The 18,654-nt window shown below is 66.1% G+C and carries 18 protein-coding genes; 4 read left to right on the forward strand and 14 right to left on the reverse strand.

The genetic code is table 11. The features are described from left to right. Nucleotides 1-76: 76 nt before the first annotated feature. Nucleotides 77-988 (forward strand): LysR family transcriptional regulator, encoded by a 912-nt coding sequence (locus ACE039_RS28125; protein ID WP_313457652.1) that lies wholly within the window; start codon nucleotides 77-79, stop codon nucleotides 986-988. 194 nt (nucleotides 989-1,182) lie between these two features. Here the strand turns inward: ACE039_RS28125 and ACE039_RS28130 are convergent, their stop codons facing one another. The 3 genes from ACE039_RS28130 to ACE039_RS28140 form a co-directional block, all read right to left on the reverse strand. After that, the gene (locus ACE039_RS28130; protein ID WP_485823945.1) at nucleotides 1,183-3,510 is read right to left on the reverse strand and encodes a TonB-dependent siderophore receptor; all 2,328 of its coding nucleotides are present in this window, start codon (nucleotides 3,508-3,510) and stop codon (nucleotides 1,183-1,185) included. A 251-nt stretch (nucleotides 3,511-3,761) separates the two neighbouring features. After that, complete coding sequence (locus ACE039_RS28135; RefSeq protein WP_485823946.1) at nucleotides 3,762-4,769, reverse strand: FecR family protein; 1,008 nt, start codon at nucleotides 4,767-4,769, stop codon at nucleotides 3,762-3,764. 31 nt (nucleotides 4,770-4,800) lie between these two features. Next, nucleotides 4,801-5,301: a sigma-70 family RNA polymerase sigma factor gene (locus ACE039_RS28140; protein ID WP_313464874.1), complete on the reverse strand. Its 501-nt coding sequence runs from the start codon at nucleotides 5,299-5,301 to the stop codon at nucleotides 4,801-4,803. 150 nt (nucleotides 5,302-5,451) lie between these two features. Here ACE039_RS28140 and ACE039_RS28145 point away from each other — a divergent pair, with 150 nt between their 5' ends. Continuing rightward, entirely contained in the window at nucleotides 5,452-6,075 is a 624-nt protein-coding gene (locus tag ACE039_RS28145; protein WP_485823947.1) for a LysE family transporter, read from the forward strand. A 126-nt stretch (nucleotides 6,076-6,201) separates the two neighbouring features. Further along, a complete protein-coding gene (locus tag ACE039_RS28150) occupies nucleotides 6,202-6,522 on the forward strand; it encodes a hypothetical protein (protein WP_485823948.1) in 321 nt (106 codons plus the stop codon). A gap of 91 nt (nucleotides 6,523-6,613) precedes the next feature. Here the strand turns inward: ACE039_RS28150 and ACE039_RS28155 are convergent, their stop codons facing one another. The 7 genes from ACE039_RS28155 to ACE039_RS28185 form a co-directional block, all read right to left on the reverse strand. Then, nucleotides 6,614-7,384: an enoyl-CoA hydratase/isomerase family protein gene (locus ACE039_RS28155; protein ID WP_279995668.1), complete on the reverse strand. Its 771-nt coding sequence runs from the start codon at nucleotides 7,382-7,384 to the stop codon at nucleotides 6,614-6,616. Between the two features lie 10 nt (nucleotides 7,385-7,394). Further along, nucleotides 7,395-8,543 carry a type 2 periplasmic-binding domain-containing protein gene (locus tag ACE039_RS28160; protein ID WP_485823949.1) on the reverse strand — a complete coding sequence of 383 codons (1,149 nt, stop codon included), beginning with the start codon at nucleotides 8,541-8,543 and terminating at the stop codon, nucleotides 7,395-7,397. Next, on the reverse strand, nucleotides 8,540-9,736 hold the full coding sequence (locus tag ACE039_RS28165) for a CaiB/BaiF CoA transferase family protein (RefSeq protein ID WP_485823950.1): 1,197 nt from the start codon (nucleotides 9,734-9,736) through the stop codon (nucleotides 8,540-8,542). Before ACE039_RS28165 ends, ACE039_RS28160 begins: the two co-directional genes overlap by 4 nt. Before the next feature lie 30 nt (nucleotides 9,737-9,766). Next, the gene (locus ACE039_RS28170; protein WP_313463106.1) at nucleotides 9,767-10,528 is read right to left on the reverse strand and encodes an SDR family NAD(P)-dependent oxidoreductase; all 762 of its coding nucleotides are present in this window, start codon (nucleotides 10,526-10,528) and stop codon (nucleotides 9,767-9,769) included. Continuing rightward, nucleotides 10,525-11,703 carry an aldose 1-epimerase family protein gene (locus tag ACE039_RS28175; RefSeq protein ID WP_485823951.1) on the reverse strand — a complete coding sequence of 393 codons (1,179 nt, stop codon included), beginning with the start codon at nucleotides 11,701-11,703 and terminating at the stop codon, nucleotides 10,525-10,527. The genes ACE039_RS28170 and ACE039_RS28175 overlap by 4 nt, the downstream gene beginning before the upstream one ends. Before the next feature lie 125 nt (nucleotides 11,704-11,828). Beyond that, nucleotides 11,829-12,743: a sugar phosphate isomerase/epimerase family protein gene (locus tag ACE039_RS28180; protein ID WP_485823952.1), complete on the reverse strand. Its 915-nt coding sequence runs from the start codon at nucleotides 12,741-12,743 to the stop codon at nucleotides 11,829-11,831. Nucleotides 12,744-12,775: 32 nt separating this feature from the next. Then, a complete protein-coding gene (locus tag ACE039_RS28185; protein WP_485823953.1) occupies nucleotides 12,776-13,867 on the reverse strand; it encodes a Gfo/Idh/MocA family protein in 1,092 nt (363 codons plus the stop codon). Between the two features lie 226 nt (nucleotides 13,868-14,093). On the opposite strand from ACE039_RS28185, the gene ACE039_RS28190 reads away from it, so the two are divergent. Next, nucleotides 14,094-15,146 carry a LacI family DNA-binding transcriptional regulator gene (locus ACE039_RS28190; RefSeq protein ID WP_448712462.1) on the forward strand — a complete coding sequence of 351 codons (1,053 nt, stop codon included), beginning with the start codon at nucleotides 14,094-14,096 and terminating at the stop codon, nucleotides 15,144-15,146. A 182-nt stretch (nucleotides 15,147-15,328) separates the two neighbouring features. On the opposite strand, the gene ACE039_RS28195 is transcribed toward ACE039_RS28190, so the two are convergent. The 4 genes from ACE039_RS28195 to ACE039_RS28210 form a co-directional block, all read right to left on the reverse strand. Then, nucleotides 15,329-16,438 carry an NAD(P)/FAD-dependent oxidoreductase gene (locus tag ACE039_RS28195; protein ID WP_485823954.1) on the reverse strand — a complete coding sequence of 370 codons (1,110 nt, stop codon included), beginning with the start codon at nucleotides 16,436-16,438 and terminating at the stop codon, nucleotides 15,329-15,331. After that, on the reverse strand, nucleotides 16,435-17,826 hold the full coding sequence (locus tag ACE039_RS28200) for an FAD/NAD(P)-dependent oxidoreductase (protein WP_485823955.1): 1,392 nt from the start codon (nucleotides 17,824-17,826) through the stop codon (nucleotides 16,435-16,437). The genes ACE039_RS28195 and ACE039_RS28200 overlap by 4 nt, the downstream gene beginning before the upstream one ends. Next, nucleotides 17,817-18,113, reverse strand: a complete 297-nt coding sequence (locus tag ACE039_RS28205) for a (2Fe-2S)-binding protein (protein WP_485823956.1) — start codon at nucleotides 18,111-18,113, stop codon at nucleotides 17,817-17,819. The genes ACE039_RS28200 and ACE039_RS28205 overlap by 10 nt, the downstream gene beginning before the upstream one ends. Beyond that, nucleotides 18,110-18,654, reverse strand: a 545-nt coding sequence (locus ACE039_RS28210; protein WP_485823957.1) for a thiamine pyrophosphate-dependent enzyme, incomplete at its 5' end; no start/stop codon positions are given. The genes ACE039_RS28205 and ACE039_RS28210, both read right to left, overlap by 4 nt.

Below are 18,654 nucleotides of genomic sequence, written 5' to 3' on the forward strand. Positions count from 1 at the left end.
GGTAGGCAGTTCCATGACGTCCAATGCATAATCTGTCATCTAGTCATAACCGCCGCGTCATAATGTTGAGTTCGCGATGAACCTGCAACAGCTTGAGCATTTTCTCGTTTTGGTGGAAACGCGGTCTTTCAGCCGTGCAGCGGCCAAATTGCACCTGACGCAACCTGCGCTGAGCCGCAGCATCCATGCGCTCGAAGAAGCCGTGGGCGGGCGCTTGCTGGAGCGCGACAAAGGGAAAACACTGACGGCGCTGGGCGAACTGGCCATTGTGCGGGCGCGCCGCATCCGGGTCGAGCTGGCGGAATTGTGCCGCAGCGCCACGCTGCTGGCCGACTATGCCGGCGGCTCGGTGCGGCTGGGCCTGGGCCCCACGCCGACCGCCATCCTGTCTTTGCCGCTGCTGCGCGAAATGATGCAGCGTTACCCCGCGGTCAAGTTGTTGCTCAGCGGAGGCACGCCCGAGATGCAGTTGCAGGAACTGCGGGATGGCGCCGTGGATGCCCTGGTGGTGCACCGTAATCACATTCCGGCGGATCCCGATCTGCACTTGCGCTTCTTTCCCCGCACGCCGCTCGGTTTCGTTGTTCGCGCCGGCCATCCCCTGGCCTCGGAAAGCGCGCTGCAATTCGAGGCCTTGCGCCGCTACGCGGTGGCGGCCAGTGGCCGCGCCATGAGCGACGAGGTGATGCATCGCCTGAACGCCTACTTCGGGCCTCCAGTGCATTTTGTCGAGGCTATCCAATATCAGTCGAACGATATCCGGGCGCTGGTCGATTTGGTCCGCACAAGCGATACGGTATTTTTTGGCGTGCTGCAGGTCGCGCAGCCCATGATCCAGCGCGGCGAGCTGGTGCATATCGACATGCGGCCGGCGCTGGAGCTGTCATCGCAATTCGTATTCGTGACACTGGAAGGCAAGACGCTGCCGCCGGCCTTGCTGGTGTTGCGCGAGCTGTGCACGGAATACATGTCCGGCCCTGCGGATTGACCCGCGCGGCGATGGCCTGTCGTCAATGTGCGCAAAGGCGCGCAGCTATCCCGTTCGCTGCAGGCGTTCAAGGAACACCTGCAGCGGTCTTCCCGGGAAAAGAATGCGCGGCGCGTGGACGCCCATCCGGCCGGATAGGCCGCAGGCGGCGTTTCCGTTCGAATGCCGCCACCCGCGTACTGGAGGCTACCCGATCAATAGTTGATCGAGGCCGACAGCATATACGTCCTTCCCGCCGCGTTCGTCACGAACGATCCGGAAGCCAGCCAGTACTTCTTGTCGGCGACGTTCTCGACGTTGGCGCGGAAGACTACCTCCTTGCCGGCGATCGTGGTGACGTAACGGGCGCCGAGGTCAAAGCGGGTGTAGCCCGGCAGGCGCAGCGTATTGGTGTTGTTGAGGTAGACGGACGACGTGCGGATGGCGCGGCCGTTCAGGCTCAGCCCCTGCACCCAAGGCGTGTCCCAATCCAGGCCCAGGTTGTACGTGCTGGCGGGTACGCCGGCGGGCCGGTTGCCCTGGCTGACGCCGCCCGGGGTCTTGGTGAGTTCGCTGTTGATGAAGGCCGCGCTTGCCATCAGGCGCAGGCCGGGAACGAGTTCGCCGTAGCCCGTCAGTTCCAGGCCGCGGTTGCGCTGTTCACCAAAGTAGCCGTAGACGTTGTTGTCGTCGGCCTGGCCGGCCGGGCGCGCAATCTGGAACAGCGCAAGCGTGGTGGTGATGTTGCCGTCCCAATCCACCTTGACGCCGGCTTCGTATTGCTTGGACTTGTACGGCGCCAGCACGGCGCCCCGGTTTTCGTAGGTGTCGCCCACGATCGTGCCGCGCGTCAGGCCTTGGGCCAGGTTGGCGTAGACCGATACGTTTTGCAGCGGCTTGACGACGATGCCGCCGACGGGCGAGTTGGCGCTGGAACGGTAGCCGCTGGTGCGCGCGCCCGTGGTGGTGTTGAAGCTATCGACTTCAACCCGTTGGTGGCGGACGCCCGCCGTCAGCAGAATGCGATCGTCGATGAAAGACAGCGTGTCGACAATGGCGAAGCTGGTCAGCGTGGTGTCCGACGCCTTTTGCGGGGTGAGGCGCACGGCGGGGCCGTCGGGGATGTCGACCGGATCATAGATATTGGAAGCCACAATGGCCGACCCCGTCGAATAGGCGTTGCCCGCTTCTTGCTTCAGGTAGGTGGCGCCCAGTGCCAGGCGGTGCTTGATGCCGCCGGTGCTGAAGCGGGCCGTCAAACCGGCGTCGCCGCTGCTCGTCTTCGAATAGGAGTCGTAGTACGTCGTCATGACGTTGAAGTTGCCGTCCTGGTCCACCGACTGGCGCACGCCGGACGGGCTGACGGTAACCGGGAAGATCTGCCGCACCTTGCCGTCGCGATACCCCGCCGCGATGTGGCCGGTGAGGTTGTCGGTGAAGTCATATTCCAGGCGCGACATGATGGTGCTGTCGCGTTGCGACAGGCGGGTGCCGGGGTAGAAGTTGATGTCGCCATCCGGCGGCGAGGGCAGTTCCGTCACGTTGGCCTGCCAGCCGATCTGCGAGCGGAAGTTCTCGATCACGTCTTCCTGGTGGATGGCGTCGGCCGACCAGCGCAGGCGCGCGCCGCGATAGTCGATACCCAAGGCGCCCATGTCCAGGCCTTGCTTGCCGTCCTTCAACGTGGCTTCACCGCCGCGCTTGACGCCATTGAAGCGCAGGCCCCAGGCATTGTCTTCGCCAAAGCGGCGGCCCAGGTCAAGCTGGCCGGTGAAGTTGGCCTTGCTGGCATAGCCCAGCGTGGCGCGCGCCAGCGGTTCGTCGTCGGCGCGCTTGGTCACCACGTTGATGGCGCCGCCGATGCTGCCGTTGGGCGGAATGCCGCGCATGAAGGCGCCGGGGCCCTTCAGCACTTCCACCCGCTCCAGGATCTGCACCGGCACGCGGCTGGACGACACCAGCCCATACAGGCCGTTGACGCTGACGTCGCCGCTGCCCACGGCAAAGCCGCGGATCTGGAAGTCTTCACCAAAGCCACCGGCCGACGTCAGCGTGCGGACCGAGGCGTCGTTGACGACCACGTCCGCCAACGTGCGGGCCTGTTGGTCGTACAGCAATTCAGAGGTGTAGTTGACCGTGCTGAACGGCGAGTCCATCACGTCTTCAGAACCCAGCAGACCCAGGCTGCCGCCCGTGGCAAGCTGCCCGCCCGCGTAGGGCGGGGCAAGTTCGCCCAGAATGCCGGCGGTGACCGTCACGGCTTCCAGTTGCACCGTGCCGCCCGTGGGCTCGGCGCGCGACAAGGTCACGTTGTTGCCATTGCGCGAGTACTGGATGCCGGTGCCCTGCAGCAGTTGGCGCAGGGCTTCTTCAGGCGACAGATTGCCCGAGATGGCGCGCGCATTCTGGCCAGCCAGCACATCCTGCGAATAAAAAATCTGCAAGGACGTCTGCGAACCCAACTGCAACAGCGCGTCGCCCAGCGGCTGCGCCGGGATGTTGACGCTGACTGGCGCCTCCTGGGCGTGGACGGCGGGTGCCATGCCGAAGACAAGCGACAGTGAAAAGGCAAGCGCGCTGAGAACCACACGCGGCGGGACGCGCAGAGCAGGTCGGGCAGAGACGGTATTCAAGATCGGTAGCTCGGTGAGAGGCGCGCCAACCAGGCGCACCGGTTCTAAAGGAGGTAGGCGGGCGGCGTGGATGAATCCGCCCCTTCCTCTTTAGACGCATGAGCAGGCTTGAAACCGGAATGGGAATCGCTATTATTTTGTAATTAAATTGTTACAAATCGTCAGCGCGCCAGAACTCGGACCCGGCCGTCCGGCAAGCGGTCCAGCGACACCGGGGCAATGGCGGGCAGGGCGTCAATCATGGCCAGCGGGTCGTCCATGCTGAAGACGCCCGAGATGCGATAGGCCCCAAGCGCGGGCGCGTCCAGGCTGGCGGGCTGCATCAGGTAGCGGTTCATCTCGCTGATGACCGTGGCCAGCGGCACATTGTTGAAGATGATCTTGCCGCGCTGCCAGGCGGTCAGGTTGTCGACATTGACCTGCGTGACTTCGCCAAGCGGGCTGCCCGCGTAGGCAATGGCCTGTTGGCCCGCGCCCAGGCGGTGTTCGCTATGCCGCCACCAGGGTCCGGATTCCAGCCGCACGGAACCCGATTCGACGCTGACCTGCAAGCTTTCGCTGTCGCGCCGCACGTTGAAGCGTGTGCCTGTCACGGTGACCTGACCCACGCCGCCCTCAACCACGAAAGGCCGTGACGTGTCATGTTGCACTTCAAAGAAGGCCTCGCCCTGCGCCAGTTCCACCCGGCGTTCGTTGGCGCCGAAGTGAGCCGCCAGGCGGGTGTCGCCGTTCAGGTGCAGGATGGATCCGTCAGGCAAGGTGACCTGTCGCCGTTCGCCCTTGCGGGTGGCGTAGTTCAGCCGCTTTTCGTCGCGGTCGAAGATGTATGGTGCAGCCAACAGGCCCGCCGCAACGGGCAGCGCACAGGCCGCCACCATCCTCAAGCCGAAACGCCGCCGCGACAGCGCGGGCGGTGGGGGCGCAACCTGCGTGGCTTGCATCAGGCCGCGCAGCCGCGCTTCGGGCAGCGACAGCACGGCGTCCCATTGGGCGGTCAGCTTTTGGTATTCGCGTTCGTGCGCCGGGTCGGCGCCGCACCACGCGGCAAAGGCCTGCCGATCGGCTTCCGTGGTTTCGCCGGAATGCATGCGCGAGAACCAATGCGCCGCGTCGCTTGGATGCTCCAGCAAGTCGTCGCCGTGCGCGTCCTCGTGCGCGGGAGCGCGCATGTCGGCCGGTCGAGAGGCGGGGGGGCGAAAGTCAGAGAGGGGCATGGTGTTGCAGCCGATCGTTGATGTGACGCACGGAGCGAGTCATGTATTTTTCCACCATGCTGCGCGAGATGCCCATTTCCTGGGCGATCTCGGTGTGGGTCCATCCTTCCAGACGGCACCACAGATAAACCTGTCGGCACTTGGGCGGCAGGTCTTCAAGCGCACGGGTCAGTTCGTCGGCCAGTTGCTGAAACCGGACGCCATCGTCGGCCGGGGGCGTGGCGGGATGGTCGCGGCCAGGCACGTCATCCAGCGACGTGATGTCCAGCGTGTTGACGTGCCGATGCCGGCTGACCAGGCGGTTGGAGGTGCCACGGGACAGGTACGCGCGCGGGTCATAGATAGCCGCGACGTCGCCTTCCAGCATGCCAAGCACGGTGTCGTGCATGGCGTCTTCGCCATCCTCGTGCCCCCGCCCGCGCCATTTGCCGATCATCTCCGCGTAATGGGCGAGCCAGTCTTTCCTGGCCTTGGGAGGGTGGGACATGAGGAAGCGCTTGGACAAATAACAAAAAGTTATTGATTCTAATATGCATTTTCGTCTTTCGGCGAGGCGGATTTATCGCGATGCTAAAGCGCCAGCCACACCCGCTGGCACCACGCCGCACCCCGATCAATCCTCCCCGGACTTGGATACATGGACTACCTGCCTCAGTTGCTTACGCTTTCCGGCATCGTTCTTCTGGCTTGCGCCAGCCCGGGGCCGGACTTCGTTGCCGTGACGTCCAATGCCTTGAATGACCGGCGATCCGGCATGTTCGTCGGGCTGGGCATCGCCTGCGCGGTGGTCGTATGGGCCGCCTTGGCCATCCTGGGGTTCGGCCTGCTGATCAAGGAACTGTTCTGGCTCTACGAAGCCATCCGCCTGGCCGGCGCGGCGTACTTGATCTACCTGGGCACGCGGATGCTGATGGCTTCGTTTAAGGCCAAGAGCGGCGAGCCACGTGTTCACGGTGTCGCTCGCGTCGGGGCGCTGCAAGCGTGGCGCCAGGGCTTCATGGTCGGGATCACCAATCCGAAAACGGCCACCTTCTTCGCCACGCTGTTCGTGACCGTACTGCCGGTCGGCGCACCCACCTGGGTGTATGTCAGCGTGGTTGCGCTGGTCGGACTGATAACGGCCGCATGGCTCGGGGCGCTGGCCGCATTCTTTTCCGTGGGCCGCGTTCGATCCGTCTATGCGCGCATGAGCCGCGTGATTGATGCCTTGATGGGCGCGGCGCTGGTGGGCTTGGGGATACGCCTGGCCAGCAGTCGTTAAGGCTTGTTGAGGCGTTCTAAGGCTTGTCAGGGCTTTGAAGGTGGGCCGCCTGCCGCCAGGGCGGCTTGATAGAAGGCGTCCACGTCCGCCCGCGTAGCCGCTGCAATGGCGATATGCAATGGGGCCGTGACTGAAGCGGTCGCGTATAGCCATAGACGTGGGGCCGCGCTGCCGCGAACAGTTGATGCGCGGCGCCACGCAAATCAAGCTGACTGGAGGGGGAGGCGTGTCGTCGCCACTAGTGGCAATGCAAAGCTGCTCAAGTTGTCTGGCGCACGCAATTCGTATCGCGGCGACTTGGGCGAGGTTCGAGAAGGTGCACTAGCAGACCTGATTTTGGTCGATGGCAATCTGCTGCAGGACTTATCGCTGGTCGGCGATGCCGAGCGTAAATTTCTGTTGATCGTCAAGGATGGCGTGTTGGTCAAGAACGGGCTGGCGAAGTAGTGTCGGGTGGCAGTCAAGGTTCCGCCTCCCGACTCGTCGCGCGATGGCTTCAACTGGCGTATCGAAAGCAGTTGGGGCGGCCCCCCGCCGGTCAGCGCCGCTCGAACTTCGGCGCGCGCTTTTCTTCGAATGCCTTCCGGCCTTCCTTGGCGTCGGCGGTGGCGAAGCAGATCGCCTGCAGATCGCGCTCGTATTCCACGGCCTTTTCCAGCGGCATCGACAGCGCGGCGCGCAGATTGACGCGTGCCGTCTCGGCCGCGATCGGCGCGCGCGAAGCGATGGTTGCGGCAAGCGCTTGCGCGCGCTCGCGCAACTGCTCCTGCGGCACCACCTCGCTCACCAGCCCCCAGGCCAGCGCCTGCTCGGCGCGGATGGGGTCGCCGGTCAGCACCATCAGCGCGGCGTTGCTCGGGCCGACCGCATGGACAAGCTGCGCCGTCATGCCGCCGCCGCCGATCCAGCCCAGCTTGATCTCGGGCGCGCCCAGGCGCGCGTTGTCCGAGGCGATGCGGATATCGCAGGCCAACGCCATTTCCAGGCCGCCGCCGAAGGTATAGCCGTTGATCGCCGCCACCGTGGGCTTCTTCAACATGCGCACGCAGTCGCAGTAGTCAAGCCGATTGCGAAAATCCCACGGGGTGGCGTAGCGGTCAAGCTCGGTAATGTCCGAGCCGGCGCAGAAGGCCTTGGGGCCGGCGCCGGTCAGGATCACCGCGCGCACCTGCGAGTCGGTGTTGCATTGCTGCACCGCCGCGATCAGCAGGTCGGCCATCTCGGGCGTCATCGCGTTCAGCTTCTCGGGACGATTGAGTTCGATGATGGCGACATGGCCATCGATACTGAGGTTGACGAGTGCGCTCACGTCGAAATCCTTATGTTGCGGTGTGCTTGGGGACGCGGGCTAGGCTGGCCTGGAAACGCTGAGTCAGGCCGCGCGCCAATGCGTGGGAGGATGCGCGGGCGGCGACGCCGTCACGCAGGAACTGCGAGGCCTTGGCCTGGAAGGCGATGTAGCCATCGTGCCGGGGCCGGATCGAGGCGGCTTCGAGTGTGCGGGCCGTGTTGGCATAGAAGTTGCCGCTGGCCGCATTCACGGTCGCATCGGCCCAGCTGCCGCGATGGCTGGGCTGTCCTTCATGCTGCGGGATGAAGCGGCTTTGGGTATCGGCCGCGAGCAACCACAGTAGATGCGCGCGCAATTCCGGCCCCACGATGCAGCGCCGTGATATCGCAATGCCGGTGCCACCGAGAATCGAGCCGGGCCGGCCCGTTTCAGCCTCGGGCGCGTCGCGGAACGTAAGCGGTTTCGCCACCGCGGAGGTGGCGTAGTTCACATAGCCATAGACCAGCGGGCACAGCGCGATGTCGTCGCGCGCGCTCATGTGGCCAAGCAGCGCGATCGGGTTGTAGGCCAGGGCGTGCGCGGGCGTGAGCCGCGCCAATTCGCTAAGCACATCGCAAGCGTCGGCAAGCGTCGCCTCGTCGTGCCAGGCGCCGTGCGGGCGCAGGTCGGTATCGGGCGCGATGGCGGCCGCGATCGACAGCAACGACAGGAACGGGTGCGGACCGCCCCAACTGAGCGCGACCGCGCCGCTGCGTTGCGACAGCGTCAGCACCTCGCGCCAGGTGCGCGGCACGGGGCCGTCGAGCCGATCGGCGCGCGTGGCCATGACCTGCGTGGCGGCGTCCAGCGGCAGCGCCCATTGGCGGTCGGCCATGCGATAGCTGTCGTACGACAGCCCGATGCTATCGCGCGCAATCCGCGCCAGCTCGTCGGGCGCGAACACGGTGTCTAGCGGCTGTAGGCAATCGTGCGCCAGGGCCTCGCCCAGATGGGGGTGATCCAGCACCACCAGGTCATAGCGGGCGCAGAGTTCGGCGATGGGCGCCGATTCGAAGCCTTCGAGCGACTGCTTGTCCCAGTGCACAAGCAGCGTGTGCGCGGTGGCGGCGTGCAGGGCGTTGAAGCCGCGCGGGTGGTCCCAGGTAAGGCCGCGGTAGGGCAGGGCGGGCTCGCTCATTCCGAGACGCCACGCAGCACTGCGCCCGAGGCCGCATGCGCGGCGATCTCGTCGGCGCTGAAGCCAAAATCACGCAGTACTTCGTCGGTGTGTTGGCCGGTGAGCGGTGCGCCGCGCACCACCTGGCTTGGCGTCTTGGAAAAGCGGATCGGAAAACCCGGTGTCTTGATCCGGCCTTCGGTCGGATGCTCGTATTCGACGAAGGTGCCGTTGTGGGCGATCTGCGGGTCTTCGACCAGATCGGCGTATCCATAGACGGGGCTGCACCAGATGCCGGCAGCATCGAGCTTGGCGAACCAGTCGGCCGTCGAGGCCTTGGCAAGCGTGTCGCGCACCAGCGCATAGATCTCGTCGCGCTTCTCCCAACCGTCGCGCTCGTCGGTGTACTCCGCCAGGCGCGGCTCTTCAGTCACGCGCGCCAGCACTTTCATGTCGGGCATGGCAAGCGCCAGATAGCCGTCGCTTGTCGCGAAGGTGCCATAGGGGGCGCGGATGTACACGTGGGCATGCGGCTCGGCACTGCGCACCTGCGGCTTGTGCCCCACGGTGTAGACCGATAGCTCCTGCATCTGGATCGTGGTGATCGCATCCAGCATGTTGACCTCGACCTTCTGGCCTTCGCCGGTACGCTCGCGGTGCAGCAGCGCGGCCAGCACGCCTTCGAAGGCGCAATACGCGGTGACGGCGTCGACCACATACTGGCCTGCCGCGCGTGGCGCTTCGCCCGCACGGCCCGACGACAGCATGGCGCCCGACATCGCCTGCAACAGCAGGTCCTGACCCGGGCGCGTGGCATAGGGGCCGTCTTCGCCGAAGCCCGACATCGATACATAGATCAGGCGCGGGTTCAGCGCCGACAGGGTCTCGTAGTCAACACCCAGACGGCCGGCGACACCCGGACGGTAGTTCTGGATAAACACGTCGGCCTGCGCCGCAAGCTTCTGGATGATCTCCTTGCCGCCGGCGCTCTTCAGATCGATCGCCAGCGAACGCTTGTTGCGGTTCAGCGAGAGAAAGGACACGTTGATCTTGTTGCCCGTGATGCCGCCGGCTGGCGCGTGCCGCTGCCATTCGCCGGTGGGCGGCTCGATCTTGATCACGTCGGCGCCCAGGTCGCCCAGGCGCTGCGCCGCGAAAGGCCCCGCCATGGCGATGGAGCAGTCCAGAACCTTGTAGCCAGAAAGAATACTCATGCTTCTACCCTTTGCGTGCGCCGATGCGCCTCAATGCATGACCCAGCCGCCGTCAACCGCCAGCGTCTGTCCGGAAATGAAACCCGCCTCGTCCGAGGCAAGGAAAACGATGGCCGCGGCGATGTCGCCTGCGTGCCCGCGGCGCTTCACCGACTGGCGTTCGAGCACCATGCGGTTGTAGCCCTCGGGATCGGGATGGATCTTCTCGGCGTCGGTGGGAAACGCGCCCGGCGAAATGGCGTTGACCGTGATGCCCCACTTGCCGAACTCGCGGGCGAATGCGCGCGTGGCGCCCACCATCGCGCCCTTGGATTGCACGTAGGGCAGCAGGTTTTCCCAGCCGCCGGACAGCGTGATCGACGAGATGTTGATCACCCGACCCCATTGCTGCTCGCGCATGCCGGGCAGCGCGGCGCGGACGATCTGAATCGCCGCCTCGACGTTCACGCGGTGCACGCGCGCCAGCTCTGCGTCGCTGTATTCCTCGAACGGGCGCGAGGGGTAGATTGCCGCGTTGTTGATGACCACATCGATCGGGCCCTGGGCGGTCAGCTGCTCAAGGTGCGACTGCAGCGCGCTGGCGTCGGCAAGGTCGACCTGCAAGATGTGAAGCGGGTCGGAAAGCCGCGCCGGCACGGTGCTGCGCAGGCGATCGATATGCCCGGCGTGGTTGTCCAGCGCGATCACGCTTGCGCCCGCTTCCAGCAGCGCAAGCGTGGTGTCCACACCGAAGCCGCCCGCCGCGCCCGTGTACAGCACGCGACGGCCTTGCAATGAGAAGCGCGCGCTCATGTGCGCCCCGCGATGGGCGCGAAGCGCCCCGACAACGGCGGATAATCGGTTTCGGGCTGCACCGCGATTGCGCGGATGCGGGCTTCGCATGCCGCGATATCGGCGGGCGAGCCCAGCACGCTGAACGCGGTGTCGTAGCGGCGCTCTTCCCCATGTTCCAGCCAGATGAGCTCGTTGCGCTCACGCGCCGCGCCCTGGCCCAGCACGTGGTTGGTCGAGGGCTCGATGCCCATCGCATACTGGCCCGATTGCAGGTTCTGCCATTGATACTGGCAAGGGAATTGATGCTTGAAGGTGCTGACCTGCATGCCCAGGCCCAGCTTATCGTTCACCAGGGCCACCGGGACGCTGCCGTCGGCGGCGGCGGCCATCTCGTGCTGCCACACCTGCTCATGGAAGCCCAATTGCGGAGCCGGCATGCGGCGATAGCCCACGCCCTGCTTGCGGTAGTCTTGCTCGTGCGCGGCCCACACCACATCGCGGATCGGCGCCAGATAGCGCGAGTCGGCGTCCAGCACCGGATAGCCCAGGTTGATGTGATAGCAAAGCATGTGCGGCGTGCGGTAGAAGCCGCGATTCACCACGCGATCCGACAGTTTGATGTCGTTGGTGCCCACCTCGATCTCGATGCGGCGATGCAGCTCCAGGTGCTCGCCGAACACGGTACCCTGGCTTACGATTCCCTCTGCCCAGAGCACGCAGCGATCGCCGTCCCAGCGTTCGCCGTAGCCGGTCAGGCGCGCCGGTATGGTGCCCACGCGACCGTGGATGGACTGCTTGGCGGTCTTGCGCGGGCCGTACACATAGTTGTCGGCCGGTGCGTCGTACATGAACAGAATGTGGTCCAGTCCGCAGGTGATCATGAGGCCCGAGAACGAGCGCATCCAGCCCAGTCCGCCTTCGCCTTCGTAGTCATGCAGGCCGGGATGGCGAAAGCCCGACGGCGACTGCCATCCCATGGCAAAGCCGCGGTATTCGCAATCGGCGATGTCCATCGCGCGATCTACCAGCACCGTGAAACGCAGGCCCGTGCCGCTGCGGAACTCCAGCATGCGGATACCGCGCTCCAGCCCGTCGTCCAGCGTCATCAGGCGTACGCCGGCAAACTGCGCAAGCTGCCCGGTGCGCGCTTCCACGTCGCGGCGCGTCATCCAGGTTCCGTAAATGTCAGGCATGAATTCTCCCTGGCAAAGGCGCGGATGCGCGTTTGCCGGTGTCGGTGTTCAGAATCTTGTTCGCAGGCGCGCCGCGGGCCTTGTGCAATGGTGCCTCGGGGTGCGCCTCTGTTGCGCCAGGCGGCCTACAGGCCGTTCGCGCGCAGCCGCTCGTCCAGGAAGGTCTTGGCGCGCGGCACGTCGTCTTCGGTCAAGTGTTCGATGATGATGGGAATGTTGGGGTGCTTCTTCGCCAGGCGCTGCAGGTAAAGGTCGTAGTTCAGCGCGCCCAGGCCCGGTGCCGGCAGCTCGATCTCGCCCACGCCACGGAAGGTATGGCTCTCGGCCGCGCCCTCGTCACCAATGTCGCTGTGCTTTTCCGACTTGTCATCGCCCGAACGCTTTACGTCCTTGGCATGCGCGATGCAGATCTTGTCGGAGAGCGCGTCGAACACCTGATTCAGCGTGCGGTCCATCTGGTCGATGTTGTGCGCTTCGAAGTAGTTCGTCGGATCCATCAAGAGGCCAAGGCCAGGGTGGTCCACCTCGGCGAACATGCGCAGCGTTTCCTCGACCGAGCCCACCACGTTGTTCACGTAGGTCTCAAGCAGGAACACCGCGCCATGGTCATAGGCATGTTGCGACAGCTCGGCGATCACCGCGCGGCACTGGTCCCAGCCTTCCTCGGTCTTGTTCCTGGGGTGATGCACCCAGTCGCTGTCGGTGGCGAACGTTCCGGTTTCCGAGATCACGTAAGGCGAACCCAATTGGCGCGCGTGCGTGAGGATCTCTTTGAGATAGCCGTTGCGGCGTTGGCGCTCGGCGGGATCGGGATGAACGATATTGGTATAGGCCGAGATGCAGGACACCGGCAGGTTGTAGTGGCGGAAGGTGTCGCGGACCTGCGTGCATTTCTGCGCGGTCAGCTGCCCCGGGCCGAGCTCCATGTCCTTGAAATGCAGGTCCAGCTGCACGGTGTTGAAGCCGTGTGAGCGGATCACCTTGGCGGTGCGCTCCAGCTCATAGGGAAAGTAGCCCGAGAAGATTCCGGTCTGGATCATGATGGTTGTCTCCGTCTGTTTTTTCTGTCTGGTTATTCAACAGCCGGCAGCCGTACTGTGCGGCCTTCGGCGATGGACGTATACGCGGCCTCGACCAGCGCCATCGTGCGTACGTTGTCGGTCACGCTCAACGCAGGCTCGGTACCGCTGGCCAGCGCGTACTGCAACTGCTCCATCACGCCGATGAAGGCATGCGGGAACCACATCGTGTCCCACGTGGGAGTGACCCAGCGCCCGTCGGTATGGCCCTGGGCCGCGCGCGAGGCGTAGCTCAGGGTCGACGGCTCGCCGGTGGGCCAGCCGATGGTGCCGCGCGCGACGCCCTCGGTGCCTTCCACGCGCCAGCGAATGTGCTGGTCGTCGGGGTATCCCTCGGCCCGCGGGCCCGACCACACATCTTCAAGCGACAGCGCAAGCAGGCCGTTGCCAAAGCGCAGCGTGGTGCTGACCAGTCCATCCTGATGCGCGAACTCGGTGCGTGGGTCGGGGCGGGTGATGCTGGTGATCTCGGTGGGCTCGCCAAACAGATAACGCAGGGCATCAAGGTGATGCACGCTCATGTTCGAGAGCGTCAGCCGGTCATAGCCGCGCAAAAAGTCCTGCCAGTGCGGGATCGCGTGCATGTCGATCTGCGCGAACACCGGCGTGCCCAGCACGCCCTGGTCCAGCAGCTGTTTGAGCGTGCGCATCGATTGGTCGTAGCGCATGTTCTGGTTTACCGACAGGATCTTGCCGGCGGCCCGCGCCTCGTCGCGCAAGGCGCGGGCTTCGTCCAGCGAAAGGGCAAGCGGCTTCTGCGCCAGCACGCCACGCACGTGCGGGGCGCGCAAGGCGGCGCGTATCAGCTCGGGCTGCAGGTCGGGCGGATACGCGATGTCCACGATTTCGATCTGGGGATCGGCGATCAGGGCCAGGGGATCCTCATGCACCTGCGGGATGCCGTAGCGTTCGGCGACGGCGGCCGCTTTGCTGCGCGTACGCGACGCGATCGCCGCCACCGTGAAGCCGGCCTGCTGGTATGCCGCCAGGTGGCATTCGGCCATGATCATGCCGGCGCCGATGCAGCCGATGCGAAAGCGCCGTTCCCGAACGGGCGGGTCGGGCACCAGGGTAGGGTGCGACATGTGCTCCTCCTGCCGGCTGGGTATGCACTGTCGACTGCCTGGCATCCTGCCGTGCGGTGTTTGATGTTATTGAGCCGCGATAATCACATCAAAACAATCAGGGGTAAAGGCGGATGGCGCATCCGGGGCGGAAACGTTACTTTTTTGATCCTGAATGATTGCAAATGATGGGTTATGATGGCCTCGCTACCATCGTCCTGATGGTGTCTTGAGAGCCTTGTCCCGCATGCGCCCCACCATTTCCCTCATTGCCCGTGAAGCCGGCATGTCCACCGCCACCGTGGACCGGGTGCTGAACGACCGCGACGGCGTGCGCGGCAAGACACGCGACCGCGTGCTGGCCATCGCCAATCGTCTTGGCTACTTCGTCCAGGGCGCCGATGCCGCAAGCCGGGACGTGCGGGTCGATTTCGTTTTGCCCGCCGGCACCAACAGCTTCATGACCGCGTTGGGCCAGCACCTGCTTGAAGAAGCCGCCACCCGTCCCGATGTGCGGGCACGCCTGCATCTGATCGAGGGATTCGACGCCAATAAGCTCGCGCAAAAGCTCTACGAGCTGCGCGACCAGACGCAGGCCGTTGGCCTGGTCGGGCTGGACCATCCACAAGTGCGCGATGCCATCATGGCGCTGCGCGACAGCGGCGTGCACGTAAGCACCCTGGTGTCGGACATCCCGATCTCGGCGCGACTGGGTTACGTGGGCATCGACAACCGCGCCGCAGGCCGCCTGGCCGCGCTGTTGCTGGGCCGGTTTCTGCCACAGCACACGGAGCGTAGGGTCGCGGTGTTCGTAGGGTCGCTGGCGTATCGGGGCCACGAAGAGCGCGAGATGGGCTTTCGCTCGCTGCTTAGCGAAGAGTTTCCGCACCTGCGCATCGCACACATTCTGGAGATCGGCGACGACCGCGACCGCGCCTTTGCCGTCACGCAGGATCTGCTGCGCAAAGAGCCGCCGCACGCGATTTACAACATCGGCGCCGGCAATCAAGGCATCGCGCGGGCGCTGAAAGAGGCGCGGCCGGCTGAGGCGTGGGCAAACGAGGCTCGCTCAAGCAAGGCCGCGTCCGCCCATCGCATTGTCTTCGTGGGCCACGACCTCACCGAAGCCACGCGCCGCCTGTTGCTCGATCGCACCATGGACGCCGTGATCGACCAGAACCCGCGCGTCGAGGCGCGCGAGATCGTCAAGCTGCTGGTGGCGGCCGTGAAGGGCGCGCCCGAACCCAGCTACCTGCCGCGGCTTCAGGTCATCTTTCGGGAAAATATTCCGGAGCCGTGATGGCTTGGCGACGGCGCCCAAGCACTTTGCGGCGCGCGCCTTGGCCCAGATGGCCGCGGCAACCTCCCAACCTCTAGCAGCGGCTCAAGCTTTGTCATTCAATGGCGCCTCTTGGCCGCTGGCAGCGGTTCGTCAACCAGTTTTAGCGCCGCCTTGCGCGGGATCGACTCGCTACATTTCTTCTAGCGGGTCCATCTTGTGGGGGAAAAGCGATCCGCCATCGAAAGGCGGCCTCGGTCCAATGCCATGTCGGCAAGGGTCTCCCCCACCGCCGGTGCGATCTGGAAGCCTCCCCCAGAGAAACCGAAGGCGTGTAGTAGCCGCGGCACCCTGGCGCTGAAACCGATGACGGGATTCTTGTCGGGAAAGTAGCCTTCGATGCCGGACCAGCAGCGGATGATGCTGGCGCGGGCAAGAGCCGGCAGGATAGCGGGGGCGGTGCGGCCAAGCTCGGCCAGGGCGGCAGGGCCAGGGCGGCTGCGGTCGCCGGGCAGGGCGTGCCCGTAGCCGCCGCCCATGACGAAATTGCCGCGTGCCACTTGCCTTGCGTAAAAGCCTCCGCCCTCGACGCCCAGCGAAACGCCGATCTGTCGCGTTAAGGGTTCGGTGACGAGCATGGTGGGATATTTGACCTGCAACGGTAAGACGTCGCCGAACCAGCCGGCGACGACGGCGCCCCATGCGCCGGCGGCATTGATCACCGTGCCCGCCCGGATCTGGCGGCCATCCGCGGCAGTCAGCAGGAAGTCTTCGGCCTGGGTGTCGGCGTGGGCGATGGCGCAGTCCTCGAGCAGCAAGGCGCCGGCACGCGCGGCGGCGTGGGCGAAAGCCGGCGCGACCAGGCGGGGGTTGGCCTGGCCGTCCTCTGGGCAGAGCGAGCCGCCGACGATGTCGGGCGCAAGGACCGGAAAACGCCGGCGCAGCGCCGCGCGATCCAGGATATCGAGGCCCAGGTCGAAGTCGCGGACCTTATCGCGATAGGCTACGAGCTTGTCCAGGTCCGCCTGCGAGCGGGCAAGCTTGAGGTGTCCGGTGCGCACATATTCCGCGTCGGTGCCGATCAATTCGGGAAGCCTTGCCCAGATGCCGTGGGCGCGCTGGGCAAGGTAGAGCTGTTCGATGTTGCGGCCCTGGCGGCGCACGCCACCGAAGTTGACGCCACTGGCGCGCGCGCCGCACAGGCCGCGCTCGATCAGGACGGTGGCGACGCCGGCGCGCCTTAGGGCAAGTGCCGCGCTGGCCCCGACCAGGCCGGCGCCGATGACGGCGACGTCGGTGTGCAACAGGGTCATGACGGATCCTTGCCCAGGACGGCGAATGGCAGCGGTTTGACGGGCGCCTGTCCTCGCATCCGGCCAACGGCCGACAGCGGAATTCGCCGGCAGTCCGCCAGCAGTTCGGCGGCGCCACTCTGGCACATGCGGCCCTGGCACAAGCCCATGCCGATGCGGGTCAGGGCCTTGAGGCGGTTGAGGTCATCGACGGCGTATTGCCGTGCGGCGGCGCGCAGTTCGCCAGCGCGCACTTCCTCGCAGCGGCAGACCATGACGCCGTCATCACAGCCGGCGTCCGTGCCCGGTAACGGGAAGGCGCGGTCCAGCCCTTGCCGGAAGCGTGCCAACGCGGCCTGCCTGCGCGCAAGCCAGCGCAGTCTGGCGGCATCGAAGCTGATGCCGCTGTCGGCCAGCATGGCAAGCGCGCTGCGCTCGCCCGAAAGCTCGGCCAGCATGGCGCCGCCGATGCCCGCGCCGTGGCCGGCCAGGTAGACGCCGGCGACCGTGCTGCGACCGTCGGCGTCGCGCCGAGGCAGCCAGGCGCGCTGCGCCACGTCGAAGTCGAAGGCGCAGTCAAGCAGGTCCGCCAGCTGGGTTTCGGCGCGCAGGCCGTGGCCGACCGCCAGCGCGTCGCACGCGAAGTCGCGCTCGGCACCGCCGATGCGCGCGCGCACGCCTTCGACGCGGGTCGTGCCTTGCGTGGCGAGCAGGTTGGCCGAGTGATGCACGGGTACGCCGTGAGCGCGCAACCATCCCAGGTAGTACAGGCCCTTGGCTAGCGTGCCGGGCTGGTTCAGCAGCGCGGGCAGGGCGCTTGCCTGCGCGGCCAGGGGCGCGCTGTCCAGCACGGCCTGCACCTGGCCGCCGGCGCGCGCGTACTGATACGCAACGAGGTACAGCAGCGGGCCGGTGCCCGCGAACACAACGCGCGGCCCTAGCAGGCAATGCTGGCCTTTAAGCGCGATCTGGGCGCCGCCCAGCGAGAAGACGCCGGGCAGGGTCCAGCCGGGAAAGGGCAGGACGCGGTCGGTAGCGCCGGTGGCGATCAGAAGGTGCGAGTAGCGCAGCCCATCAAGGCCGCCGTCACGCACCAGATCCAGATGCCCGGGCGTAGCGTTCCAGACGGCCGTCAGGGCGCGGTAATCGGCCTGCCCGCGCAGCTGGGCGCCCGCCGCGTGGAGGGCGGCGGCGCGCTTGTGTTCAAAGCCATAGCGTTGGCGCGCGCTGCCGCGCGGCACCAGGCTCTGGCGGTAGATCTGACCGCCCGGCAAGGGCGCCTCGTCGATGATGACGGGCCGCACGCCATGGCGCAGAAGCGTTTGCGCGGCGCGCACGCCGGCCGGCCCGGCGCCCACCACCACCATCTGCGGCTGGGCGCTGGCCAAAGAGGGCACGTTCACGGGCATGCTCCGGGCAGGGTGTCGACCAGTGCCATGCCATCCTCGGCCAAGGTGGAACAGGCGCGCACGCGCTGGCCGCTGGAGAGCTGTACCCAGCAGTCCTGGCACGCGCCCATCAGGCAGAAGCCCGCGCGCGGCGCGCCCGCGCCCAAGGTGGTGCGCAACCGGTCGCCGGCCAGCAGCAGCGCGGTCAGCACGGTGTCGCCGGGCTGTGCGGCTATCGGCTGGCCGTTCCAGGTCAGGCGCAGGGCGGGCCCCGCCAGTGGGGCGACGCGGCGCAGCAGGGCAGTCATGCGCGCGGCTCCGTGGCGCCGGCCTTCTCGGCCTGCATCTGCGACAGGGTGCGGTCGGGCAGGATGATGTCGGCGTCGTACACGAGATCCAGGATGGCCGGCAGCCGGCGCTCGCGGGCGTAGGCCAGCGCGGCGTCGTAGGCCGGTGCAAAATCCTCGGTGGACGCGACCCGGCGGCCGAAGGCGCCATAGCTTTGCGCCAGCAGGGCGAAGTCGGGATTGACCAGGGTCGTGGCCAATGCGCGGCCAGGGTAGGCCCGTTCCTGGTGCAACCGGATGGTGCCGTACAGCCCGTTGTTGAACACCAGGATGACGATGCCCAGCTGATGCTGCACAGCGGTGGCCACTTCCTGCATGGTCATCTGAAAGCAGCCGTCGCCGGCAAAGCAGATGACCGCGGCGTCGCGGTCGTGCAGCTTGGCGGCGATGGCCGCCGGCAGGCCGTAGCCCATGGCGCCCACGGCTGGCGCCAGCTGGCTGCCCAGCCCCTTGAAGGCGATGTGCCGATGGGCATAAAGCGCGTAGTTGCCCGCGCCCACGG

Source organism: Achromobacter maghribensis, from assembly GCF_057334215.1.

What these genes read in the sequence shown, in the direction of transcription:
- ACE039_RS28125 (WP_313457652.1), top strand. Translation starts at nt 77, where the DNA reads ATGAACCTGCAACAGCTTGAGCATTTTCTCGTTTTGGTGGAAACGCGG.
- ACE039_RS28130 (WP_485823945.1), bottom strand. Translation starts at nt 3,510, where the DNA reads ATGGCACCCGCCGTCCACGCCCAGGAGGCGCCAGTCAGCGTCAACATC.
- ACE039_RS28135 (WP_485823946.1), bottom strand. Translation starts at nt 4,769, where the DNA reads ATGCGCGCTCCCGCGCACGAGGACGCGCACGGCGACGACTTGCTGGAG.
- ACE039_RS28140 (WP_313464874.1), bottom strand. Translation starts at nt 5,301, where the DNA reads ATGTCCCACCCTCCCAAGGCCAGGAAAGACTGGCTCGCCCATTACGCG.
- ACE039_RS28145 (WP_485823947.1), top strand. Translation starts at nt 5,452, where the DNA reads ATGGACTACCTGCCTCAGTTGCTTACGCTTTCCGGCATCGTTCTTCTG.
- ACE039_RS28160 (WP_485823949.1), bottom strand. Translation starts at nt 8,543, where the DNA reads ATGAGCGAGCCCGCCCTGCCCTACCGCGGCCTTACCTGGGACCACCCG.
- ACE039_RS28165 (WP_485823950.1), bottom strand. Translation starts at nt 9,736, where the DNA reads ATGAGTATTCTTTCTGGCTACAAGGTTCTGGACTGCTCCATCGCCATG.
- ACE039_RS28170 (WP_313463106.1), bottom strand. Translation starts at nt 10,528, where the DNA reads ATGAGCGCGCGCTTCTCATTGCAAGGCCGTCGCGTGCTGTACACGGGC.
- ACE039_RS28175 (WP_485823951.1), bottom strand. Translation starts at nt 11,703, where the DNA reads ATGCCTGACATTTACGGAACCTGGATGACGCGCCGCGACGTGGAAGCG.
- ACE039_RS28180 (WP_485823952.1), bottom strand. Translation starts at nt 12,743, where the DNA reads ATGATCCAGACCGGAATCTTCTCGGGCTACTTTCCCTATGAGCTGGAG.
- ACE039_RS28185 (WP_485823953.1), bottom strand. Translation starts at nt 13,867, where the DNA reads ATGTCGCACCCTACCCTGGTGCCCGACCCGCCCGTTCGGGAACGGCGC.
- ACE039_RS28190 (WP_448712462.1), top strand. Translation starts at nt 14,094, where the DNA reads ATGCGCCCCACCATTTCCCTCATTGCCCGTGAAGCCGGCATGTCCACC.
- ACE039_RS28195 (WP_485823954.1), bottom strand. Translation starts at nt 16,438, where the DNA reads ATGACCCTGTTGCACACCGACGTCGCCGTCATCGGCGCCGGCCTGGTC.
- ACE039_RS28200 (WP_485823955.1), bottom strand. Translation starts at nt 17,826, where the DNA reads ATGCCCGTGAACGTGCCCTCTTTGGCCAGCGCCCAGCCGCAGATGGTG.
- ACE039_RS28205 (WP_485823956.1), bottom strand. Translation starts at nt 18,113, where the DNA reads ATGACTGCCCTGCTGCGCCGCGTCGCCCCACTGGCGGGGCCCGCCCTG.